This window comes from Pantoea sp. C1E2 (assembly GCF_056491465.1).
Genome location: NZ_JBSZHT010000002.1, coordinates 1,650,976 through 1,667,522, shown reverse-complemented (window position 1 = coordinate 1,667,522; position 16,547 = coordinate 1,650,976). Strand labels below are relative to the sequence as shown.

Below are 16,547 nucleotides of genomic sequence, written 5' to 3'. Positions count from 1 at the left end.
AGGCAACGATGAACGCACCCTATCTGCTGCTACTCCTTTTCCTGCTGTTTATCGCAGGTTTGTGCTTACTGTTACGTCGTTATTCATTCGGGAGGTGAACATGACCACCATGAAAAACTGCCTCGACTGTGGCAAATGCTTCCAGGTTGAGCAAAGCAAACCGGCTTTTGAGCTGAAATCATTATTGTGCCTGTTTAAACGCTCGCCTTTTGCCCTGCGTCTGATGCTGATTGAAAAGCTGACCGGCAAACAGCTGACTGAGCGCCCTTGCCCAAATCTTATCTGGCGCGGCTGATTCATCCATAAATTCCTTCTCAGGATCCGTTTTCTCAACGGATCCTTTGCACGATCTCACATTTTGTTACCCTTTTTAGTCCCACTCTTTCTATTGTTATTGAACGAATTTCAAACCCTTGCTCTCTCTGTGGCTGAATCGCTTCAGGCACTGACATAACTTTACCTTCAACACTCCTTAAACGATTAGGCTGCTAACTTTTAGCTTGCAACCTATTGTGACGTCTGATTAATCTCCTCATAACAAAAAATTACATACTTATAACAAAATCAACCCAGGGTGGGTTTTTTCGTAAGGAAGATTAGCAATGTCACATAAAAAGCCTGAAGAGCAACCATCGGGCAGGAGACGATTTTTACAAAAATCGCTCTCGCTCATTCCTCTCGCCGCCGCAGCCAGTACCGGTGTGGTGTCACTCTCCTCCCCCGCCGCCGACAAACCACAAGGTGTGTTATCCGACTATGTTCCCGCCTACTTTAACGATAAAGAGTGGAAGTTTCTGCTCGCCGCACTGGATCGCCTGATCCCCGCCGACGCCAACGGCCCCGGCGCAGTCAGCGAAGGTGTGCAGGTGTTTATCGATAAGCAGATGGAATTGCCCTACGGCTATGGTCGCCTGTGGTACATGCAGGGCCCGTTCGCCGATTCGATTCCGGAAATGGGTTACCAATCTCATTTGGTTCCGCGCGATACCTACCGATTGGGCATCGCTTTAGCTGACCAGCATTGTCAGCAGCAGTATCAAAAGGACTTTTACCAACTGGAGACGGCGCAGCAGGAAGAGGTTCTGCATGCGCTGGAAGCCGACAAACTGCGTAACGATGCTATTCACGGCAAGCAGTTTTTCGAGCAGCTACTGGAAAACGCCAAAGAGGGTTATCTCGCCGATCCGATTCACGGCGGTAACCAGACTCTGGCTTCGTGGAAGATGATCGGATTTCCCGGCGCTCGCGCGGACTTTGTGGATACCGTGCAGCAGCCGAATAAACACTATCCCCTCGGTCCAGTCAGTATTTCCAGCAAAAGGAGCGTGTAATGGCGGCAGTAAAAAAAGCGCCCGTCGATGTGGTGATCGTCGGGTTTGGCTGGACCGGTTCGCTGATGGCGATGGAACTGGCCAGTTCGGGTTTGAACATCGTGGCTCTGGAACGTGGCGAAAATCGCGACACCTATCCTGATTTCTCCTATCCACGCATTGCCGATGAGTTGACCTACGGCATCCGTCTGAAATTATTCCAGAACGCCTCGAAAGAGACGGTCACAGTACGTCACACTACACAGGAAACCGCGTTGCCCTATCGACGCTTCGGTTCCTTCCTGCCCGGTGATGGCGTGGGCGGTGCCGGTACGCACTGGAACGGCCAGCTATGGCGTCCGCTGGAAGCCGATTTGAAAATGCGCAGTACGGTCATCGAAAAATACGGTGCTGACTTCATCCCTAAAGACATGACGGTGCAGGATTACCCGTTCTCTTATGCTGAGATGGAACCCTACTTCGATAAGTTTGAAAAAATCTGTGGTGCTGCCGGCCAGGTCGGTAATCTCAATGGTGAAACCGTCGAAGGCGGTAACCCGTTCGAATCTCCGCGTAAAAATGGCTATCCCACCAAGCCGCTGGAGACGTTGTATGCCGGCGAGCTATTCTCCAAAGCAGCGAAGCAACTGGGTTATCATCCGTTCGAATGCCCCGCAGCTAACTGTACCGAAGCCTGGACCAACCCTTACAACGTGCAGCTTGGCGTATGTAACTACTGCGGTTATTGCGAACGCTTTGGTTGCTTCAACTACTCCAAAGGCTCACCGCAAAGCTGCGTCATCCCTGCTCTGAAGCCGTTCAGTAACTTTGAGTTACGCACCCAGGCGCACGTCATTCGTGTCAATACCGACAGCAGCGGCAAAAAAGCCACTGGCGTGACTTATATCGATGCACAAGGTAACGAAGTCGAGCAACCGGCTGACCTGGTGATCCTCAGCGCCTTCCAGCTGCACAATGTGCGCTTACTGCTCCTATCAAAAATCGGCAAACCTTACGATCCGCAAACCGGCGACGGCGTAGTGGGCAGAAACTATGCCTACCAGATGACCGGCGGCATCAAGCTGTTCTATGACAACGACAACTGGTTCAATCCGTTTGCGGCCACCGGTGCCACCTCAACCGTTATCGATGATTTCAACGCGGAAAACTTTGATCACAGCAAAGTCGGCTTCGTTGGCGGCGCCACGATATCTGCGGCGTTCTCCGGCGGCCGTCCGATCCAGCAGATGGGCATTCCTAAAGATGCTCCGCGTTGGGGTTCTGGCTGGAAACAGGCGATCAAAGATAACTACCTGCACAACATGAATGTTGGCTCGTCCGGTTCCGTGATGCCTTACAAACAGTGCTATCTCGACCTGGATCCGACTTACCGTGATATCTATGGTCAGCCCTTGCTGCGTATGACGTTTGACTGGCAGCAGAACGAGCTGAAGATGACCAATTTCATCAAGGATAAGGCCGAAGAGATCGTCAAAGTGATGAATCCAAAGCACTATGAAATTGGCTTCAAAACCCTGAACAGCCACTACGATGTCCGCCCTTATCAATCCACCCACACCACCGGTGGTGCGGTGATGGGTGACGATCCGCGTACCAGCGTGGTGAACAAGTTCCTGCAAAGTTGGGATGTGCCGAATGTGTTTGTCACCGGTGCCTGCTGCTTCCCGCAGAACCTGGCGTACAACCCGACCGGGATTGTCTGTGCCACGGCATTGTTCGCGGCGGATGCGATTCGCAACCGTTATCTTGCTAACCCTGGTCCGCTGGTTCAGGCCTGATAAGGAGCGTCATAGTGAAAATTTCCGCACTCTTTCTCGCTCTCAGCGGCGCGCTGATCAGCCACGCCTCCTGGGCCGCGACCGATGCCTCGGTTAAGCAAGGCGAATATCTGGCCAAAGCGGGCGATTGCGCCGCATGTCATACCGCCGCCGGAGGTCAGCCTTTTGCCGGTGGGCTCAAAATGAGCACGCCGATTGGTGCCATTTACTCCACCAACATCACACCGGACAAAACCCACGGTATTGGCGATTACAGCTACGAGGATTTTTCCAGAGCGGTGCGCGGTGGTGTCGCCAAAGATGGCAGTTCGCTCTATCCGGCTATGCCTTACCCTTCATATGCCAAAATTAGCGACAGCGATATGCACGCGTTGTATGACTATTTCATGCAGGGCGTGAAGCCGGTGAGCCAGGAGAATCATAAAAGTGATATTCCCTGGCCGCTGAGCATGCGCTGGCCGCTGGCGTTCTGGCGCTGGACCTTTGCCGATGACAGCACTTACGCTCCGGCTGCCGATCAATCGGCGCAGTGGCAGCGCGGTGCTTATCTGGTGCAGGGACTCGGCCACTGTGGCTCTTGCCATACGCCACGCGGCATCGGTTTCCAGGAAAAAGCCATGGATCAGAACAGCAAAGGCTATCTGACTGGCGGTACGTTGGAAGGCTGGCATGCGCCGGATCTGACTGCCAGCCCGGTAGCAGGATTGGGCAGTTGGTCTGAACAGGATATCGCCACCTTCCTGAAAACTGGCGCGAATAAGCAAGGGGCCGCATTCGGTTCGATGACAGACGTGATTGCGCACAGCACACAGTATCTCAGCGATGAGGATCTTAATGCTGTTGCGGTGTATCTGAAGTCATTACCGGCTGCGGATAACACCACTGCACCACAGGCCAGCGATGCGACCGCGCAAGCACTGTTCAGAGGGGATGTCAGCCAGCCGGGCGCGCAGGTATACGTGGATAACTGCGCCGCCTGCCACCGTACGGATGGGAAAGGCTATGCCAGTACTTTCCCGGCGCTGGCGCACAATCCGGCCTTGTTGAGTGAAGACCCGTCATCAGTGATCAGTGTGATTCTGAAAGGCGGCCAGCGTGCGATTACCCAACAGGCACCGACCGGTTTCACCATGCCAGACTTTGCCTGGCGTCTGGATGATCAGCAGGTCGCTGATGTCGCAAACTTCATTCGCAATGGATGGGGTAACAAAGCGGCACCGGTCACGGCCGATCAGGTGAAGAAGATCCGCGCCACGCTTCCTCCCGCCCCGCAAAAATAGGCAAAAAAAAACGGCCCGTAAAGGGCCGTTTCTTGTGCAACTCTGGTCTAAGCAAAAACTTAGAAGCTGTAGCCTACGCCAGCAATCCAGGTGCCAACGTCTACGCTACGGATGCGGCTCTGCTCGTAACCCACGTCAACTGCAACGTTTTCGATTGGGTTGAACTGCATGCCTGCGCCGTAAGAGAAGCCGTAATCGCTGGTGTCAGATTTAGTCTGTGCAGCAGCGTCATTCGCCTGGTATTTACCGTAACCGATACCGACCACGCCGTAGATGCTTGCCCAGTCGTTCAGACGGTAAGCTGGACCACCGGTGATGCCGTAATACTGGCCTTTGTTATAAACGCCAGCGTCAGTACGGTCTTTCTCGGTGTAGGTGAAAGAACCGATCCAACCCAGTGGGTTAGTACCATCTTCGTAACGGTATTTCAGGTTGAAGCCGTTTGCTTTGTTAGCAACGCCCTGATAATCGCTCTGAGCGTAACCAGCAGAAACGGTGCTCTGCGCCATGGCTGAACCTGCAGAAACTGCCAGTACACAAGCCAGTGCTGAAAGACATGCAATTTTTTTCATAAACCACCTCAAATGTGAATATACTTCTCTCCTGACAACGCTGAAAATATAACAAAAATTAGCAAGAAACTCTGCCCGCTATTTGTTGTCTAACAGATTGTTTGGTGTAACAGAAAGTTAATGAAGTTTCCTATGTCATTCATTTTACTTATAAAAAGCGTCATCTTTCTGCAACAATATTTCGGACAACAAATAATGCCTTTAAGGATATTCCTAAACTAATCTGACATTTCTTTACTTAAATGGCCCGAAAAAAGGTTATTTCCCAGGCTGTCACCGCATTTATTTTCCCTCTTACACGCCTCCTTATTTCCTGAAGATTCCTTTACACTGACGTTTTGTTGCTGTGTTGTTAATCACTACAGGATTGAATTACAGGATGTCTACGCCTCTAACGAACGCCAAAATGGCCCCGGTTTTGTTCCCAATTTCCGTGCTACTGATTGCTATGCTCTCGCTTCAGGGCGGTGCTTCACTGGCAAAATCGCTGTTTCCCAGCGTGGGGGCACCCGGCATCACCGCATTACGCCTTGGACTGGGCACCCTGATTCTGTGCGTCATCTTTAAGCCGTGGCGTTTACGGTTCACTTCTGCACAGCGCAAACCGCTATTGATGTACGGCCTGGCGCTTGGCTGTATGAACTATCTCTTCTACTTATCTATTCGTACTGTGCCGTTGGGCGTCGCCGTTGGTCTGGAATTTCTGGGCCCTTTGACCCTGGCATTGGCCGGTGCGCGCCGTCCGCTCGATTTCATTTGGGTGCTACTGGCGGTGATCGGTTTATGGTTCCTGCTGCCGATTGGTGATGGCATCAGCCATATCGATCCGCTGGGTGCGCTGTTAGCAGTGGGAGCCGGTGCCTGCTGGGCGGTCTATATTCTGGCAGGGCAACGCGCCGGTGCGGAACATGGTCCAGCGACGGTTGCCATGGGATCGCTGATTGCCTCGGTAATTTTCGTACCGCTTGGGTTAACCTTTGCGGCACCCGGTATCTGGCACTGGGAAATTCTGCCACTGGCACTGATTATTGCCCTGCTCTCCAGTGCGATTCCTTATTCACTGGAGATGATGGCCCTAACCCGCCTGCCTGCACGCATCTTTGGCACGCTGATGAGTCTGGAACCTGCGATGGCCGCACTTTCAGGGATGCTGTTCCTCGGTGAGCTGCTGACGCTGAAGCAGTGGATCGCGCTGCTGGCGATTATCGCCGCGTCGGCGGGTTCAACACTCACCATGAAACAGAAGAGTGCCAAAATAAGCGAAGTGGATATTAATAATCCGCAATAAATAATGCCATATTCAGCCTGTTAAGCTGCAGGCTGAATATATAAGCATTCTCATTCTCTTTTTTCTCATCACCGCCTTCGGTTTTGTTATTATTTTGCAACATCATTGAAAAGTAATTAACACACAACATAACTCATTGTTGTAAATGAAAAATAAATAAAACGTTCAAATCCCGCACAACATTAAGGTTTATCTATTCCTGTCATCGGTTTAAACAATCCGGCACAGCCAAAAACTGCTGCTATACTTATTCCCGTGCTTGATTAGGACAACCATCAATTAGAGGATATTAATGATGAGTACCGCAAAACTGGTTAAAACTAAATCGTCTGATCTCATTTACACCCGTAATGATGTTGCTGATAGCGATAAGAAAGCGACCATCGAGGTGCTCAACCGTCTGGTAGTGGAGTTTATTGATCTGTCACTGATCACTAAGCAGGCGCATTGGAACATGCGCGGCGCCAACTTTATCGGTGTGCATGAAATGCTGGATGGCTTCCGTACTGCCATCACCGATCATCAGGACACCATTGCAGAGCGCGTTGTACAGCTCGGCGGCGTGGCGCTGGGTACCACTCAGATCGTCAACGACAAGACGCCATTAAAAAGCTATCCGCTCAACATCCATACCGTTCAGGATCACCTGAAAGCGCTGGCCGATCGTTACGCGATTGTCGCGAACGATACGCGTAAGGCCATCAGTGAAGTAAGCGATGAAGACACTGCAGATATTTTCACGGCGGCATCGCGTGATTTGGATAAATTCCTGTGGTTCATCGAATCCAACATCGAATAATGTCAGTTACAGCGAAGGCGGGTTATCCCGCCTTTTTTTATGTCTGTAACATTTTGGTGCTTTTTTTGACGTCGTTAACAAAATCTTAATCCTGCCTTTCCCTTGCTAAGCCCTTGGTGCACACTGTGCCTGCACCACAACAGCACGATGCACTATTTTGGTGAGTCATATTAGTGCAGACTTTTCGACTACAGCAAAATCGCTTCAGCCAGGCCCTGCATCCTGCTGATTTCGAGCAAAATGAAAAGTTGGCATAATTTTTTCATATGAATAGCCGTACATCAGGCCATCAGGTCTGAAGGGTAATAAGGAAAATAATGATGAAGTCTTTGATTAAAGTCTCCGTGGCCGCGCTGGCGCTGGCCTTCTCGCTTTCTTCCACTGCAGCAGATAAGAAACTGGTTGTTGCGACCGACACCGCATTCGTTCCTTTTGAATTCAAACAGGGCAACGACTACGTTGGTTTCGATATCGACCTGTGGGCCGCTATCGCCAAAGAACTGAAGCTGGACTACACCCTGAAGCCAATGGATTTCAGCGGCATCATCCCAGCACTGCAAACCAAAAACGTTGACGTGGCTCTGGCCGGTATCACCATTACCGACGAGCGCAAAAAAGCCATCGACTTCTCTGACGGCTACTACAAAAGTGGTCTGTTGGTGATGGTGCGTGAGAACGAAAACAACATCAAAGGCATCGACGACCTGAACGGTAAAACCGTGGCAGTGAAGAGCGGTACGGGCTCAGTTGATTACGCGAAAGCGCACATCAAATTCAAAGACCTGCGTCAGTTCCCGAACATCGATAACGCTTACATGGAGTTAGGCACCAACCGTGCTGACGCCGTGCTGCACGACACACCAAACATCCTGTACTTCATTCACACTGCCGGTAAAGGTCGCTTCAAAGCGGTTGGCGAGTCTATCGAAGCTCAGCAGTATGGTATCGCCCTGCCAAAAGGCAGCGATGACCTGCGTAACCAGATTAACGGCGCGCTGAAAACCCTGCGCGACAACGGCACTTACAACACAATTTATAAAAAATGGTTCGGCAGCGAACCAAAATAATTCCGGCCTAAGCCGATTTTTCCAGCAGGGAACATAGTCTCCCTGCTTTTTACATTTCCATTGCAACAGATTTTGGAGTTACACCATGGAGTTTGACTGGAGCGTCATTTGGCCAGCCCTGCCGATTTTGATCGAAGGCGCCAAAATGACCCTGATAATTTCCGTACTCGGCCTGGTTGGCGGGTTATTTATTGGCTTAGTCGCCGGTTTCGCCCGTGCCTACGGCGGATGGATTACAAATAACCTCGCGCTGGTATTCATTGAACTGATCCGCGGTACGCCAATCGTGGTGCAGGTGATGTTTATCTACTTCGCCTTGCCGATGGCCTTCCCAGACCTGCGCATCGATCCGTTCACTGCCGCCGTGGTCACCATCATGATTAACTCCGGTGCCTATATCGCGGAAATCACGCGTGGTGCCGTGCTGTCGATCAACAAAGGCTTCCGCGAAGCGGGCCTGGCGCTGGGCCTGTCAAGTCGTGAAACTCTGCGTTACGTCATCATGCCACTGGCACTGCGTCGTATGCTGCCACCGCTTGGTAACCAGTGGATCGTCAGTATCAAAGATACCTCGCTGTTTATCGTGATCGGCGTGGCGGAACTGACCCGTCAGGGCCAGGAAATCATCGCCGGAAACTTCCGCGCGCTGGAGATCTGGAGTGCCGTTGCGATTATCTATCTGGTTATTACCTTGGTGTTGAGCTTTGTACTGCGCCGTATTGAGAAGAAGGTGAAAATCCTGTGATTGAATTTAAAAACGTCTCTAAAAACTTCGGCCAGACCAAAGTCCTGCACGACATTAACCTGAAGATTAATCAGGGTGAAGTGGTGGTGATTATCGGGCCATCGGGCTCAGGTAAATCTACCCTGCTGCGCTGTATCAACAAACTGGAAGAGATCACCACCGGTGACCTGATTGTTGATGGCATGAAGGTGAACGATCCTAAAGTCGATGAGCGTCTGATTCGTCAGGAAGCTGGCATGGTGTTCCAGCAGTTCCATCTGTTCCCGCAGATGAGTGCGCTGGATAACGTGGCTTTCGGCCCGATTCGTGTACGCGGTGCGAAGAAGGACGACGCACAGAAACTGGCACGTGAACTGTTGGGTAAAGTCGGCCTCGCCGAGCGTGCGCACCACTTCCCTGCCGAACTGTCAGGTGGACAACAGCAACGCGTGGCGATTGCCCGTGCGCTGGCGGTGAAGCCGAAAATGATGCTGTTTGATGAGCCAACCTCTGCACTCGATCCAGAACTGCGCCATGAAGTGCTCAAGGTGATGCAGGATCTGGCCGAAGAAGGCATGACGATGGTGATCGTGACGCACGAAGTGGGCTTCGCTCAGAAAGTGGCTTCGCGTCTGATCTTCATTGATAAAGGCACCATCGCCGAAGATGGCAACCCGGATGAGTTGATCACCAACCCACCGAGCGATCGTCTGCGCGAGTTTCTGCAGCACGTGTCATAAATGACGAGGCGGCTGTAAAGCCGCCTCTTCTTCCGTAAAGAATTTTCCTTTCAGAATCTTCACCTTCCATCACTGACTATACTTTTTCTCCTGTGCCATTGTGCGTTGCTCAAGGAGAAGGTCATGTCGTTTGCCCGCCCATCATGGTGCCTCACCATATGGATGCTGCTCTGTCTGTTCCTCGTTCCCACCGCAGACGCGGTCAATCTGCCGCAGGCCGCCGTCGCCGCCCAACAAACTTCAACGCCTGCTGCCAGCACCACCGCTGAAGGTGAGCCGACGCTGGAAGATAAAAAAGCCGCTTATGCCGCGCTGGCCAATATCCTGGAAAATAACGATTCGCGTCAGGAATTGATCGATCAGCTGCGTCAGGCCGCCACCAGCAAAACTAATAATGAACAACCGGTACTGGCTCCGCCACAGGCCGAGCAGGAAGATCCTACGGTATTGGAGAGCGTCACCAACGTCACGCGCGAATACGGGGGAGCCGTCGCCTCGCAGTTTGTAAGACTGCACGACAACATCGTCAGCGCACCACACAAGTCCTTTAATCAGCAAACCTTCTTCAATGCACTGAAGTATTTCGCGGGACTCGCCGCTGCCGTTTTTGCTTTCTACTGGTTCACGCGACTGTTGATGTATCCCGTGTGGCAGCGCATGGGCCGCTGGGGGCGCAATCATAATCTGGAACGCACCAAATGGCTGCATCTGCCCGCCACCATTGTCATAGCCTTTCTGCTCGACTTAGTGCTTCTGGCACTGACGCTGTTTGTTGGCCAGATCATCAGCGACAACTACCACAACAACAATCGCACCATTGCCTATCAGCAAGGGCTGTTCCTCAATGCCTTTGCGTTGATTGAATTCTTCAAGGCGGTGCTGCGATTGATATTCTGCCCACGCTTCCCAACGCTGCGCTTCTTCCATCTTTCCGATGCGCGTGCCGCTTACTGGAACACGCGTCTTAGCTGGCTCAGCGGCACCATTGGTTATGGCTTACTGGTGGTGGTGCCGATCGTCGGCAATCAGGTGAATGTGCAGATCGCCGCGTTGGTGAATGTGCTGATCATGTGCATTATGACCGGCTGGGCGCTGTGGCTGATTTTCCGTAATCGACGCAATATCCACGACGAATTATCACGTTTGGCGGATCGCAGTATGAGTTTCTTTGCCCTGTTTATCCGCGCCTTCGCAATGGTGTGGCATTGGCTGGCGAGCGCCTATTTTATCGCATTGTTCCTGTTCTCGATCTTCAACCCGGGTGACAGCCTGAAGTTCATGATGTCCGCCACCGTGCGCAGCCTGGCCATTATCGTTATCGCCGCGCTGGTTTCCGGCATGCTGACGCGCTGGATTGGCAAGACGTTGACGCTGTCGCCGGATCTGCGTCGTAACTATCCTGAGCTGCAAAAACGCGTCAATGACTGGGTCAAAGCGCTGCTGAAACTGGCGCGGGTGATTACCGTGTTCGCCACCCTGCTGCTGCTGCTCAATGCCTGGAATCTGTTTGATCTCTGGCACTGGCTCACGCTGGGAGCCGGTCAGAAGATGGTGGATGTGCTGATTCGTATCGTGATGATTTTGCTGCTTTCCGCCATTGGCTGGACGCTGCTGGCAAGCCTGATCGAAAGTCGTCTGGCCTCAGACTCGCATGGAAGACCGATGCCCAGCGCACGCACGCGCACCTTGCTGACGCTGTTCCGTAACGCGCTGGCGGTGGTGATCAGCACCATCACCATTATGATTTTGCTGTCGGAAGTGGGGGTAAACATCGCGCCGCTGCTGGCGGGTGCCGGTGCACTCGGTCTGGCGGTGTCGTTCGGTTCGCAAACGCTGGTGAAGGATATTATTACCGGTATCTTTATTCAGTTTGAGAACGGCATGAACACCGGCGATCTGGTGACCATTGGCCCGATTACCGGCACGGTTGAGCGTATGTCGATTCGTTCCGTTGGCGTGCGTCAGGATACCGGCGCGTATCACATCATTCCCTGGTCTTCGATCACCACCTTCGCCAACTTCGTGCGCGGCATTGGCTCGTTTGTCGCCAACTATGATGTTGACCGCAGTGAAGAGACCGAACGTGTGAATGCGACTTTGCAGGCGGCAGTGAAAGAGTTGCTGGAGAACCCGGATATTCGCGGCATGGTGATTGGCGAACCGAGTTTTTCCGGACTGGTAGGCTTGACCAACCAATCCTTTACTGTACGCGTGTCGTTCACCACCCAACCGCTGAAGCAGTGGACAGTGCGCTTTGCGCTGGATGATAAGGTGAAGAAGCATTTTGATGCTGCTGGAATCAAAGCGCCGCATCAAACGGTGGAAGTGATGCAGACCGGCAACGATGTGGGTTCCGCGGCCACGCTGGCAGCCTTACCGCCGCCCAACCCATCGTAGAGTCACCCAGGGAGCGGAACTGACCTGCCAGATTCGCTCCCGCATTTTGGGCTACGCTCGCACTAGTATCCTGACGGATCAGGGCAAACCCTGGGTTCAGCGCGCGAAGCGTTTAGTGCGCGCGGCTGGCGGCAGGAATGTCCAGGCGATAAAACGACTCTGTTTCTGCCCTTGTGCCATCTCGATGATTCGCACTTCCTCAACATCGAGATCGCGCAACTGGTCGCGCAATGCAGGCAGGTTCTCTTTGCGTGAGACCAGCGAGGTAAACCAGACAATGCGATCGGCATAAGCCACGCTTTCGTCGATCATCTTGCCGACGAACTGACGCTCGCCACCTTCGCACCACAGTTCTTTATGCTGACCACCAAAGTTAAGCGGTGCATTCTTGCCTAATCCCAGATTGCGCGTTTTACGCTGACCGACCATGGCCGCTTCCTGCGCTGAAGCGTGGAACGGTGGATTGCACAGCACCGCGTGGTAGCGCTCATTTTTATGCACCACACCGGCGAAAATGGCAGAATCGTCTTTCTGACGACGCAGGCGGACACCGCGCTGTAAGCCGGGATTGCTGGCTACGATTTGGTTAGCAGCGGTAATCGCCTCAGCCGTGATGTCCGTGCCAGTGAAACGCCAGCCGTATTCGGCGTGACCGATCAACGGATAGATCAAATTGGCGCCGCAACCGATATCCATGACATCGACATCACGCGGAACGTTGCCGCCGTTGTCACTGGCCAGCAAATCGGCCAGCGCGTGCACATAATCGGCGCGACCCGGCACTGGCGGCGTGAGGTAACCTTCTGGTTGCTGCCAGTTGAGGTTATAAAACAGTTTGATCAGCGCCTGATTGAGCAGCATCACTGCTTCAGGATCGGCAAAATCCACCGACAGCTCGCCGTAGCCATTAGGACGCACTTTTACCGCCAGCGGCGGATGGGCAGCGGTCAGAGCAGCAAAATCATAACGGCCCTGATGGCGATTACGGGGATGGAATGGCGAGGTGGCGGTTGGCTTGTTCATAGATTCTCCGGATAGTAGCGCGGGCGTAAGATACGCTGGATGGCGGCATCGCACAATCCGCTTACACGATTATCTGTATTGCATTTAAACCTAATATCCCAAAAATGAGTCCAATATCATTCGTGCTACAGCAATGCTGCTGGTGTGCTCATCCACTGGCGCTTCTTAAAGACAGTGACCGGGTAGCAATGACGCCGTTGTGGTGCGAAGTTTAACAGACAAGCCAGGAGCACTAATGCGACAACGTTACACTTATCAGCCAAGGAGCGGGCATGGTTTACCACACGACCCGCTGAACGCCATTGTTGGTCCTCGTCCGATTGGCTGGGTGAGTTCGCTGAGCGCCAGCGGACAGCGCAATCTGGCTCCGTACAGTTTCTTTAACTGCTTTAACTATCATCCGCCGATCATTGGTTTTGCCAGCAGCGGCTGGAAAGACAGCGTGCGCAATATCAGTGAGAGCAAAGAATTCGTCTGGAATCTGGCCACTCTCCCGCTCGCCGAAGCGATGAATGAAAGCTCTGCTTCTGTGCCGCCCGAACAAGATGAGTTCGCACTGGCGGGATTGACACCAATTGCCGCCTCGCACGTCAACGTCAGCATGGTGGCAGAGAGCCCGGTGAATTTTGAGTGCCGTCTGACTCAGCTGATTCGTCTGCAGGATGTGCAAGGCACTGAACTGGAGAGTTGGCTGGTGCTGGGTGAAGTGGTGGCGATTCATATCGATGAAGCCTTGCTGGAAGATGGCATTTACCAGACCGCTAAGGCACAACCTATTCTGCGAGCCGGCGGCCCATCGGCGTATTACGGCATCAGTGAGGATTTGCGGTTTGATTTGGTGCGCCCGGATGCACGCCGGGGTTAATTTTTTGCAGGCTGGCGGTTCCGGTTCCGGTTCCGGTTCCGGTTCCGGTTCCGGTTCAAATTCAGTTTGAAACATAGGTTTGGATTGCAGGCTGAAATGCGGGTTGGCATAAAACCGAGTTAACGCTGGCTGGGGCTTTTACGTTGGGCCAGGAGATCCACGCAGGGATGCGTGGATCAGTTCGGGGCCGACCAGGGATGGTCGATCCCCGAACGTTCCGTAGGCACGACGTGGAAGCCGAGGGCACCGCGTCAGCGGCGCGAGGACTGCCCGGCAGCAGCAGTGGTGCTACGGCCCGCACCCACAAGCCCCAGCACCTGGCAGTTCAGCACTTCAGCACTTCAGCACTTCAGCACTTCAGCACTTCAGCACTTCAGCACTTCAGCATCACTTAAGAGCACTCAGCTAGCACCGTTTTTCATCACCTGAACCGCCCGGGCAATTTCCGGTGCCAGCCAGCGATCTTCCTGCCAGTTCGCCACCACCGCCCGTAAACGGCGCAACGCCTGTTTTGTGCCTTCTGCCAACTGCGCCTCGCCATGGAAATCCAGCGCCTGCGCCGCCAGCAAATACTCAATCGCCAGAATCTGCCACACATTCCCCACCAGCTTCAGCAGTTTCAACGCAGCTCCCGTGCCCAAGCTGAGATGATCCTCCTGCAAACCCGAGGTCACGTAGTTATCCAGCACCGCCGGTTGTGCCAATTGACGGTTCTCCGCGCACAACGACGCCGCCACGTACTGCGCAATCATCATGCCGGAGTTCACGCCCGGCTGCGCCACCAGAAACGCCGGTAGCCCGCTGACCAGTGGATTAACCAACCGATCCAGACGCCGCTCGGCAATGCTGCCAATTTCCGCCATGGCTATCGCCAGCAAATCTGCCGCCATCGCCACCGATTCACCGTGCGGATTGGCCTGCGATACCACACGCCAGTTATCCACGGTGCCAAGCACCAACGGATTATCAGTGCAGGCATTCAACTCAATATCCACCTGACGTGCCGCGTGATCAAACTGATCGCGACTGGCCCCGTGCACCTGCGGCATCGAGCGCAAACTCAGCGCATCCTGCGTACGCACACCCTCGCTTCTCGCCAGCAGTGGGCTGTCGCTCAGTAACTGACGTAAACGCTGCCCGCTCACCTGCATACCGGGGCTGGCTTTCAGCGCGATCACTTCGGCATCAAACGCCACCAGCTGACCACGTAGTGCCTCAAAACTCATCGCGCCAGTCACGTCAGCCCAATCCAGCAGCCGCGCCGCATCATCCAGCGCCAGACAAGACAATCCGGTCATGCATGGCGTGCCGTTCACCAGGCTCAAGCCCTCTTTGGCGCCAGGTCGATAAGGCGTTAATCCGGCCTGCGCCAGCGCTTGCTCGGCAGACACGATCTGTTGCTGATACTCAACATCACCCACGCCAATCAGCGCGAGTCCGATATGCGCCATATGGCTGAGATAGCCCACCGAACCCTGCGATGGCACCTGCGGCGTAATCTGGTGATTCAGCAGCGCCAGCAAATGCTGCACCAGTGCCACCGAAACACCAGATTTCCCGTGGCTATAGTTCGCAATCGCGGCACACAAGATGGCGCGCACCTGCTCGCGCGCAAGTAACGGCCCGACACCGCAGGCGTGACTCAACAGCGTATTGCGCGACAGTTGACTCAGCTGTTCCTCCGGCAAGGTAATATTGCACAGCGCACCCAATCCGGTATTGATGCCGTAAGCGATATGGCCGCTGGCTACAATCTGCTCGACGATCTCACGCCCCTGCGCAATCCGCTGCCAGGCGCTGGTGCTCAACGTCAGTTCGGCATGGTGCCGCGCCACCTGCACCACATCCTGCCAGGTAACAGCTTCATCGCCCCACACTAACGTCATGCTGGCTGCTCCGTATGATGATTTTGATGGCTGGAGATAAACTGCTTAAAGCGCTGCGATCCCTGTGCACCAAACATCTCCTCAGGCGTTCCCTGACAATCGATGGTGCCCTGATGCATAAACACCACACGATTAGAGACATTACGCGCAAAGCCCATTTCGTGCGTCACCACCAGCATGGTGCGCCCCTCTTCCGCCAGGCTGCGCATCACTTTCAATACCTCGCCCACCAGTTCGGGATCCAGCGCCGAGGTTGGCTCATCAAACAGCATCACTTCCGGGTCCATCGCCAGTGCGCGGGCGATCGCCACACGCTGCTGCTGGCCGCCGGAAAGCTGTGCCGGGTAAAAATCTTTGCGATTCAGCAGGCCGACGCGATCCAGCAACTGCTCCGCCTGAGCAATGCAGTTTTTCTTGTCGCGCTTCAACACATAGTGCGGCCCTTCAATCACGTTTTGCAGCACCGTCATGTGCGACCACAGGTTAAAACTCTGGAACACCATGCCCAGACGCGAGCGCAGGCGCTCTATCTGTTTTGGATTGGCCGCCAGCTGATGACCACGCGCATGGCGTTTCATCTCGATGGTTTCACCACCGACGCTCACCACACCAGCATCCGGCGTTTCCAGCAGGTTGATACAGCGCAGCAAGGTACTTTTACCGGAACCGCTGGCGCCGAGAATTGAAATAACATCGCCTTGATGCGCCTGCAGCGAAATGCCTTTCAGTACTTCCATTGCGCCAAAGGATTTATGGATATCGGTGGCGCTTAAGGTTACGGGGGATGTGGATTGCAT

At 53.7% G+C, this 16,547-nt stretch carries 15 protein-coding genes; 11 read left to right on the top strand and 4 right to left on the bottom strand.

Going from position 1 to position 16,547, the window contains the following annotated elements; all coding sequences use genetic code 11:
* Nucleotides 1–100 precede the first annotated feature (100 nt).
* The 4 genes from ACXI0A_RS08065 to ACXI0A_RS08050 all read left to right on the top strand — a co-directional run bounded on the left by ACXI0A_RS08065 (nucleotide 101) and on the right by ACXI0A_RS08050 (nucleotide 4,389).
* A complete protein-coding gene (locus tag ACXI0A_RS08065; RefSeq protein WP_045814029.1) occupies nucleotides 101–295 on the top strand; it encodes a hypothetical protein in 195 nt (64 codons plus the stop codon).
* A gap of 307 nt (nucleotides 296–602) precedes the next feature.
* Nucleotides 603–1,331 carry a gluconate 2-dehydrogenase subunit 3 family protein gene (locus ACXI0A_RS08060; RefSeq protein ID WP_476149472.1) on the top strand — a complete coding sequence of 243 codons (729 nt, stop codon included), beginning with the start codon at nucleotides 603–605 and terminating at the stop codon, nucleotides 1,329–1,331.
* Nucleotides 1,331–3,109: a GMC family oxidoreductase gene (locus ACXI0A_RS08055; protein WP_224929718.1), complete on the top strand. Its 1,779-nt coding sequence runs from the start codon at nucleotides 1,331–1,333 to the stop codon at nucleotides 3,107–3,109. Before ACXI0A_RS08060 ends, ACXI0A_RS08055 begins: the two co-directional genes overlap by 1 nt.
* A gap of 11 nt (nucleotides 3,110–3,120) precedes the next feature.
* Nucleotides 3,121–4,389, top strand: a complete 1,269-nt coding sequence (locus ACXI0A_RS08050) for a c-type cytochrome (protein WP_476151118.1) — start codon at nucleotides 3,121–3,123, stop codon at nucleotides 4,387–4,389.
* Nucleotides 4,390–4,448: 59 nt separating this feature from the next.
* On the opposite strand, the gene ompX is transcribed toward ACXI0A_RS08050, so the two are convergent.
* Entirely contained in the window at nucleotides 4,449–4,961 is a 513-nt protein-coding gene (gene ompX / locus ACXI0A_RS08045; protein WP_476149474.1) for an outer membrane protein OmpX, read from the bottom strand.
* A 379-nt stretch (nucleotides 4,962–5,340) separates the two neighbouring features.
* Here ompX and rhtA point away from each other — a divergent pair, with 379 nt between their 5' ends.
* The 6 genes from rhtA to ybiO all read left to right on the top strand — a co-directional run bounded on the left by rhtA (nucleotide 5,341) and on the right by ybiO (nucleotide 11,976).
* Nucleotides 5,341–6,249, top strand: coding sequence for a threonine/homoserine exporter RhtA (gene rhtA, locus ACXI0A_RS08040; RefSeq protein ID WP_476149476.1), 909 nt, complete (start codon nucleotides 5,341–5,343; stop codon nucleotides 6,247–6,249).
* A gap of 295 nt (nucleotides 6,250–6,544) precedes the next feature.
* Complete coding sequence (gene dps / locus ACXI0A_RS08035) at nucleotides 6,545–7,048, top strand: DNA starvation/stationary phase protection protein Dps (protein WP_038647945.1); 504 nt, start codon at nucleotides 6,545–6,547, stop codon at nucleotides 7,046–7,048.
* A 320-nt stretch (nucleotides 7,049–7,368) separates the two neighbouring features.
* Complete coding sequence (glnH, locus tag ACXI0A_RS08030) at nucleotides 7,369–8,115, top strand: glutamine ABC transporter substrate-binding protein GlnH (protein ID WP_224929727.1); 747 nt, start codon at nucleotides 7,369–7,371, stop codon at nucleotides 8,113–8,115.
* Nucleotides 8,116–8,200: 85 nt separating this feature from the next.
* The gene (gene glnP, locus ACXI0A_RS08025) at nucleotides 8,201–8,860 is read left to right on the top strand and encodes a glutamine ABC transporter permease GlnP (RefSeq protein WP_224929730.1); all 660 of its coding nucleotides are present in this window, start codon (nucleotides 8,201–8,203) and stop codon (nucleotides 8,858–8,860) included.
* Entirely contained in the window at nucleotides 8,857–9,579 is a 723-nt protein-coding gene (glnQ, locus tag ACXI0A_RS08020; RefSeq protein WP_038647952.1) for a glutamine ABC transporter ATP-binding protein GlnQ, read from the top strand. Before glnP ends, glnQ begins: the two co-directional genes overlap by 4 nt.
* Before the next feature lie 162 nt (nucleotides 9,580–9,741).
* Nucleotides 9,742–11,976, top strand: coding sequence for a mechanosensitive channel protein (gene ybiO, locus ACXI0A_RS08015; RefSeq protein WP_476151120.1), 2,235 nt, complete (start codon nucleotides 9,742–9,744; stop codon nucleotides 11,974–11,976).
* A gap of 96 nt (nucleotides 11,977–12,072) precedes the next feature.
* Here ybiO and rlmF read toward each other — a convergent pair whose 3' ends face one another.
* On the bottom strand, nucleotides 12,073–12,999 hold the full coding sequence (gene rlmF / locus ACXI0A_RS08010) for a 23S rRNA (adenine(1618)-N(6))-methyltransferase RlmF (RefSeq protein WP_476149478.1): 927 nt from the start codon (nucleotides 12,997–12,999) through the stop codon (nucleotides 12,073–12,075).
* A 235-nt stretch (nucleotides 13,000–13,234) separates the two neighbouring features.
* Between rlmF and ACXI0A_RS08005 the strand changes: the two genes are divergently transcribed.
* Entirely contained in the window at nucleotides 13,235–13,864 is a 630-nt protein-coding gene (locus ACXI0A_RS08005; protein ID WP_476149479.1) for a flavin reductase, read from the top strand.
* A gap of 401 nt (nucleotides 13,865–14,265) precedes the next feature.
* Here ACXI0A_RS08005 and ACXI0A_RS08000 read toward each other — a convergent pair whose 3' ends face one another.
* Both ACXI0A_RS08000 and ACXI0A_RS07995 read right to left on the bottom strand, forming a co-directional pair.
* Entirely contained in the window at nucleotides 14,266–15,750 is a 1,485-nt protein-coding gene (locus ACXI0A_RS08000) for a histidine ammonia-lyase (RefSeq protein ID WP_476149481.1), read from the bottom strand.
* A complete protein-coding gene (locus ACXI0A_RS07995; protein ID WP_476149483.1) occupies nucleotides 15,747–16,547 on the bottom strand; it encodes an ATP-binding cassette domain-containing protein in 801 nt (266 codons plus the stop codon). Before ACXI0A_RS07995 ends, ACXI0A_RS08000 begins: the two co-directional genes overlap by 4 nt.

Excerpts from the sequence above, each read along its gene's own strand:
- ACXI0A_RS08065 (WP_045814029.1), top strand. The coding sequence starts at position 101 with ATGACCACCATGAAAAACTGCCTCGACTGTGGCAAATGCTTCCAGGTT.
- ACXI0A_RS08060 (WP_476149472.1), top strand. The coding sequence starts at position 603 with ATGTCACATAAAAAGCCTGAAGAGCAACCATCGGGCAGGAGACGATTT.
- ACXI0A_RS08055 (WP_224929718.1), top strand. The coding sequence starts at position 1,331 with ATGGCGGCAGTAAAAAAAGCGCCCGTCGATGTGGTGATCGTCGGGTTT.
- ompX (WP_476149474.1), bottom strand. The coding sequence starts at position 4,961 with ATGAAAAAAATTGCATGTCTTTCAGCACTGGCTTGTGTACTGGCAGTT.
- rhtA (WP_476149476.1), top strand. The coding sequence starts at position 5,341 with ATGTCTACGCCTCTAACGAACGCCAAAATGGCCCCGGTTTTGTTCCCA.
- dps (WP_038647945.1), top strand. The coding sequence starts at position 6,545 with ATGAGTACCGCAAAACTGGTTAAAACTAAATCGTCTGATCTCATTTAC.
- glnH (WP_224929727.1), top strand. The coding sequence starts at position 7,369 with ATGAAGTCTTTGATTAAAGTCTCCGTGGCCGCGCTGGCGCTGGCCTTC.
- glnP (WP_224929730.1), top strand. The coding sequence starts at position 8,201 with ATGGAGTTTGACTGGAGCGTCATTTGGCCAGCCCTGCCGATTTTGATC.
- ybiO (WP_476151120.1), top strand. The coding sequence starts at position 9,742 with ATGCTGCTCTGTCTGTTCCTCGTTCCCACCGCAGACGCGGTCAATCTG.
- rlmF (WP_476149478.1), bottom strand. The coding sequence starts at position 12,999 with ATGAACAAGCCAACCGCCACCTCGCCATTCCATCCCCGTAATCGCCAT.
- ACXI0A_RS08005 (WP_476149479.1), top strand. The coding sequence starts at position 13,235 with ATGCGACAACGTTACACTTATCAGCCAAGGAGCGGGCATGGTTTACCA.
- ACXI0A_RS08000 (WP_476149481.1), bottom strand. The coding sequence starts at position 15,750 with ATGACGTTAGTGTGGGGCGATGAAGCTGTTACCTGGCAGGATGTGGTG.
- ACXI0A_RS07995 (WP_476149483.1), bottom strand. The coding sequence starts at position 16,547 with ATGCAATCCACATCCCCCGTAACCTTAAGCGCCACCGATATCCATAAA.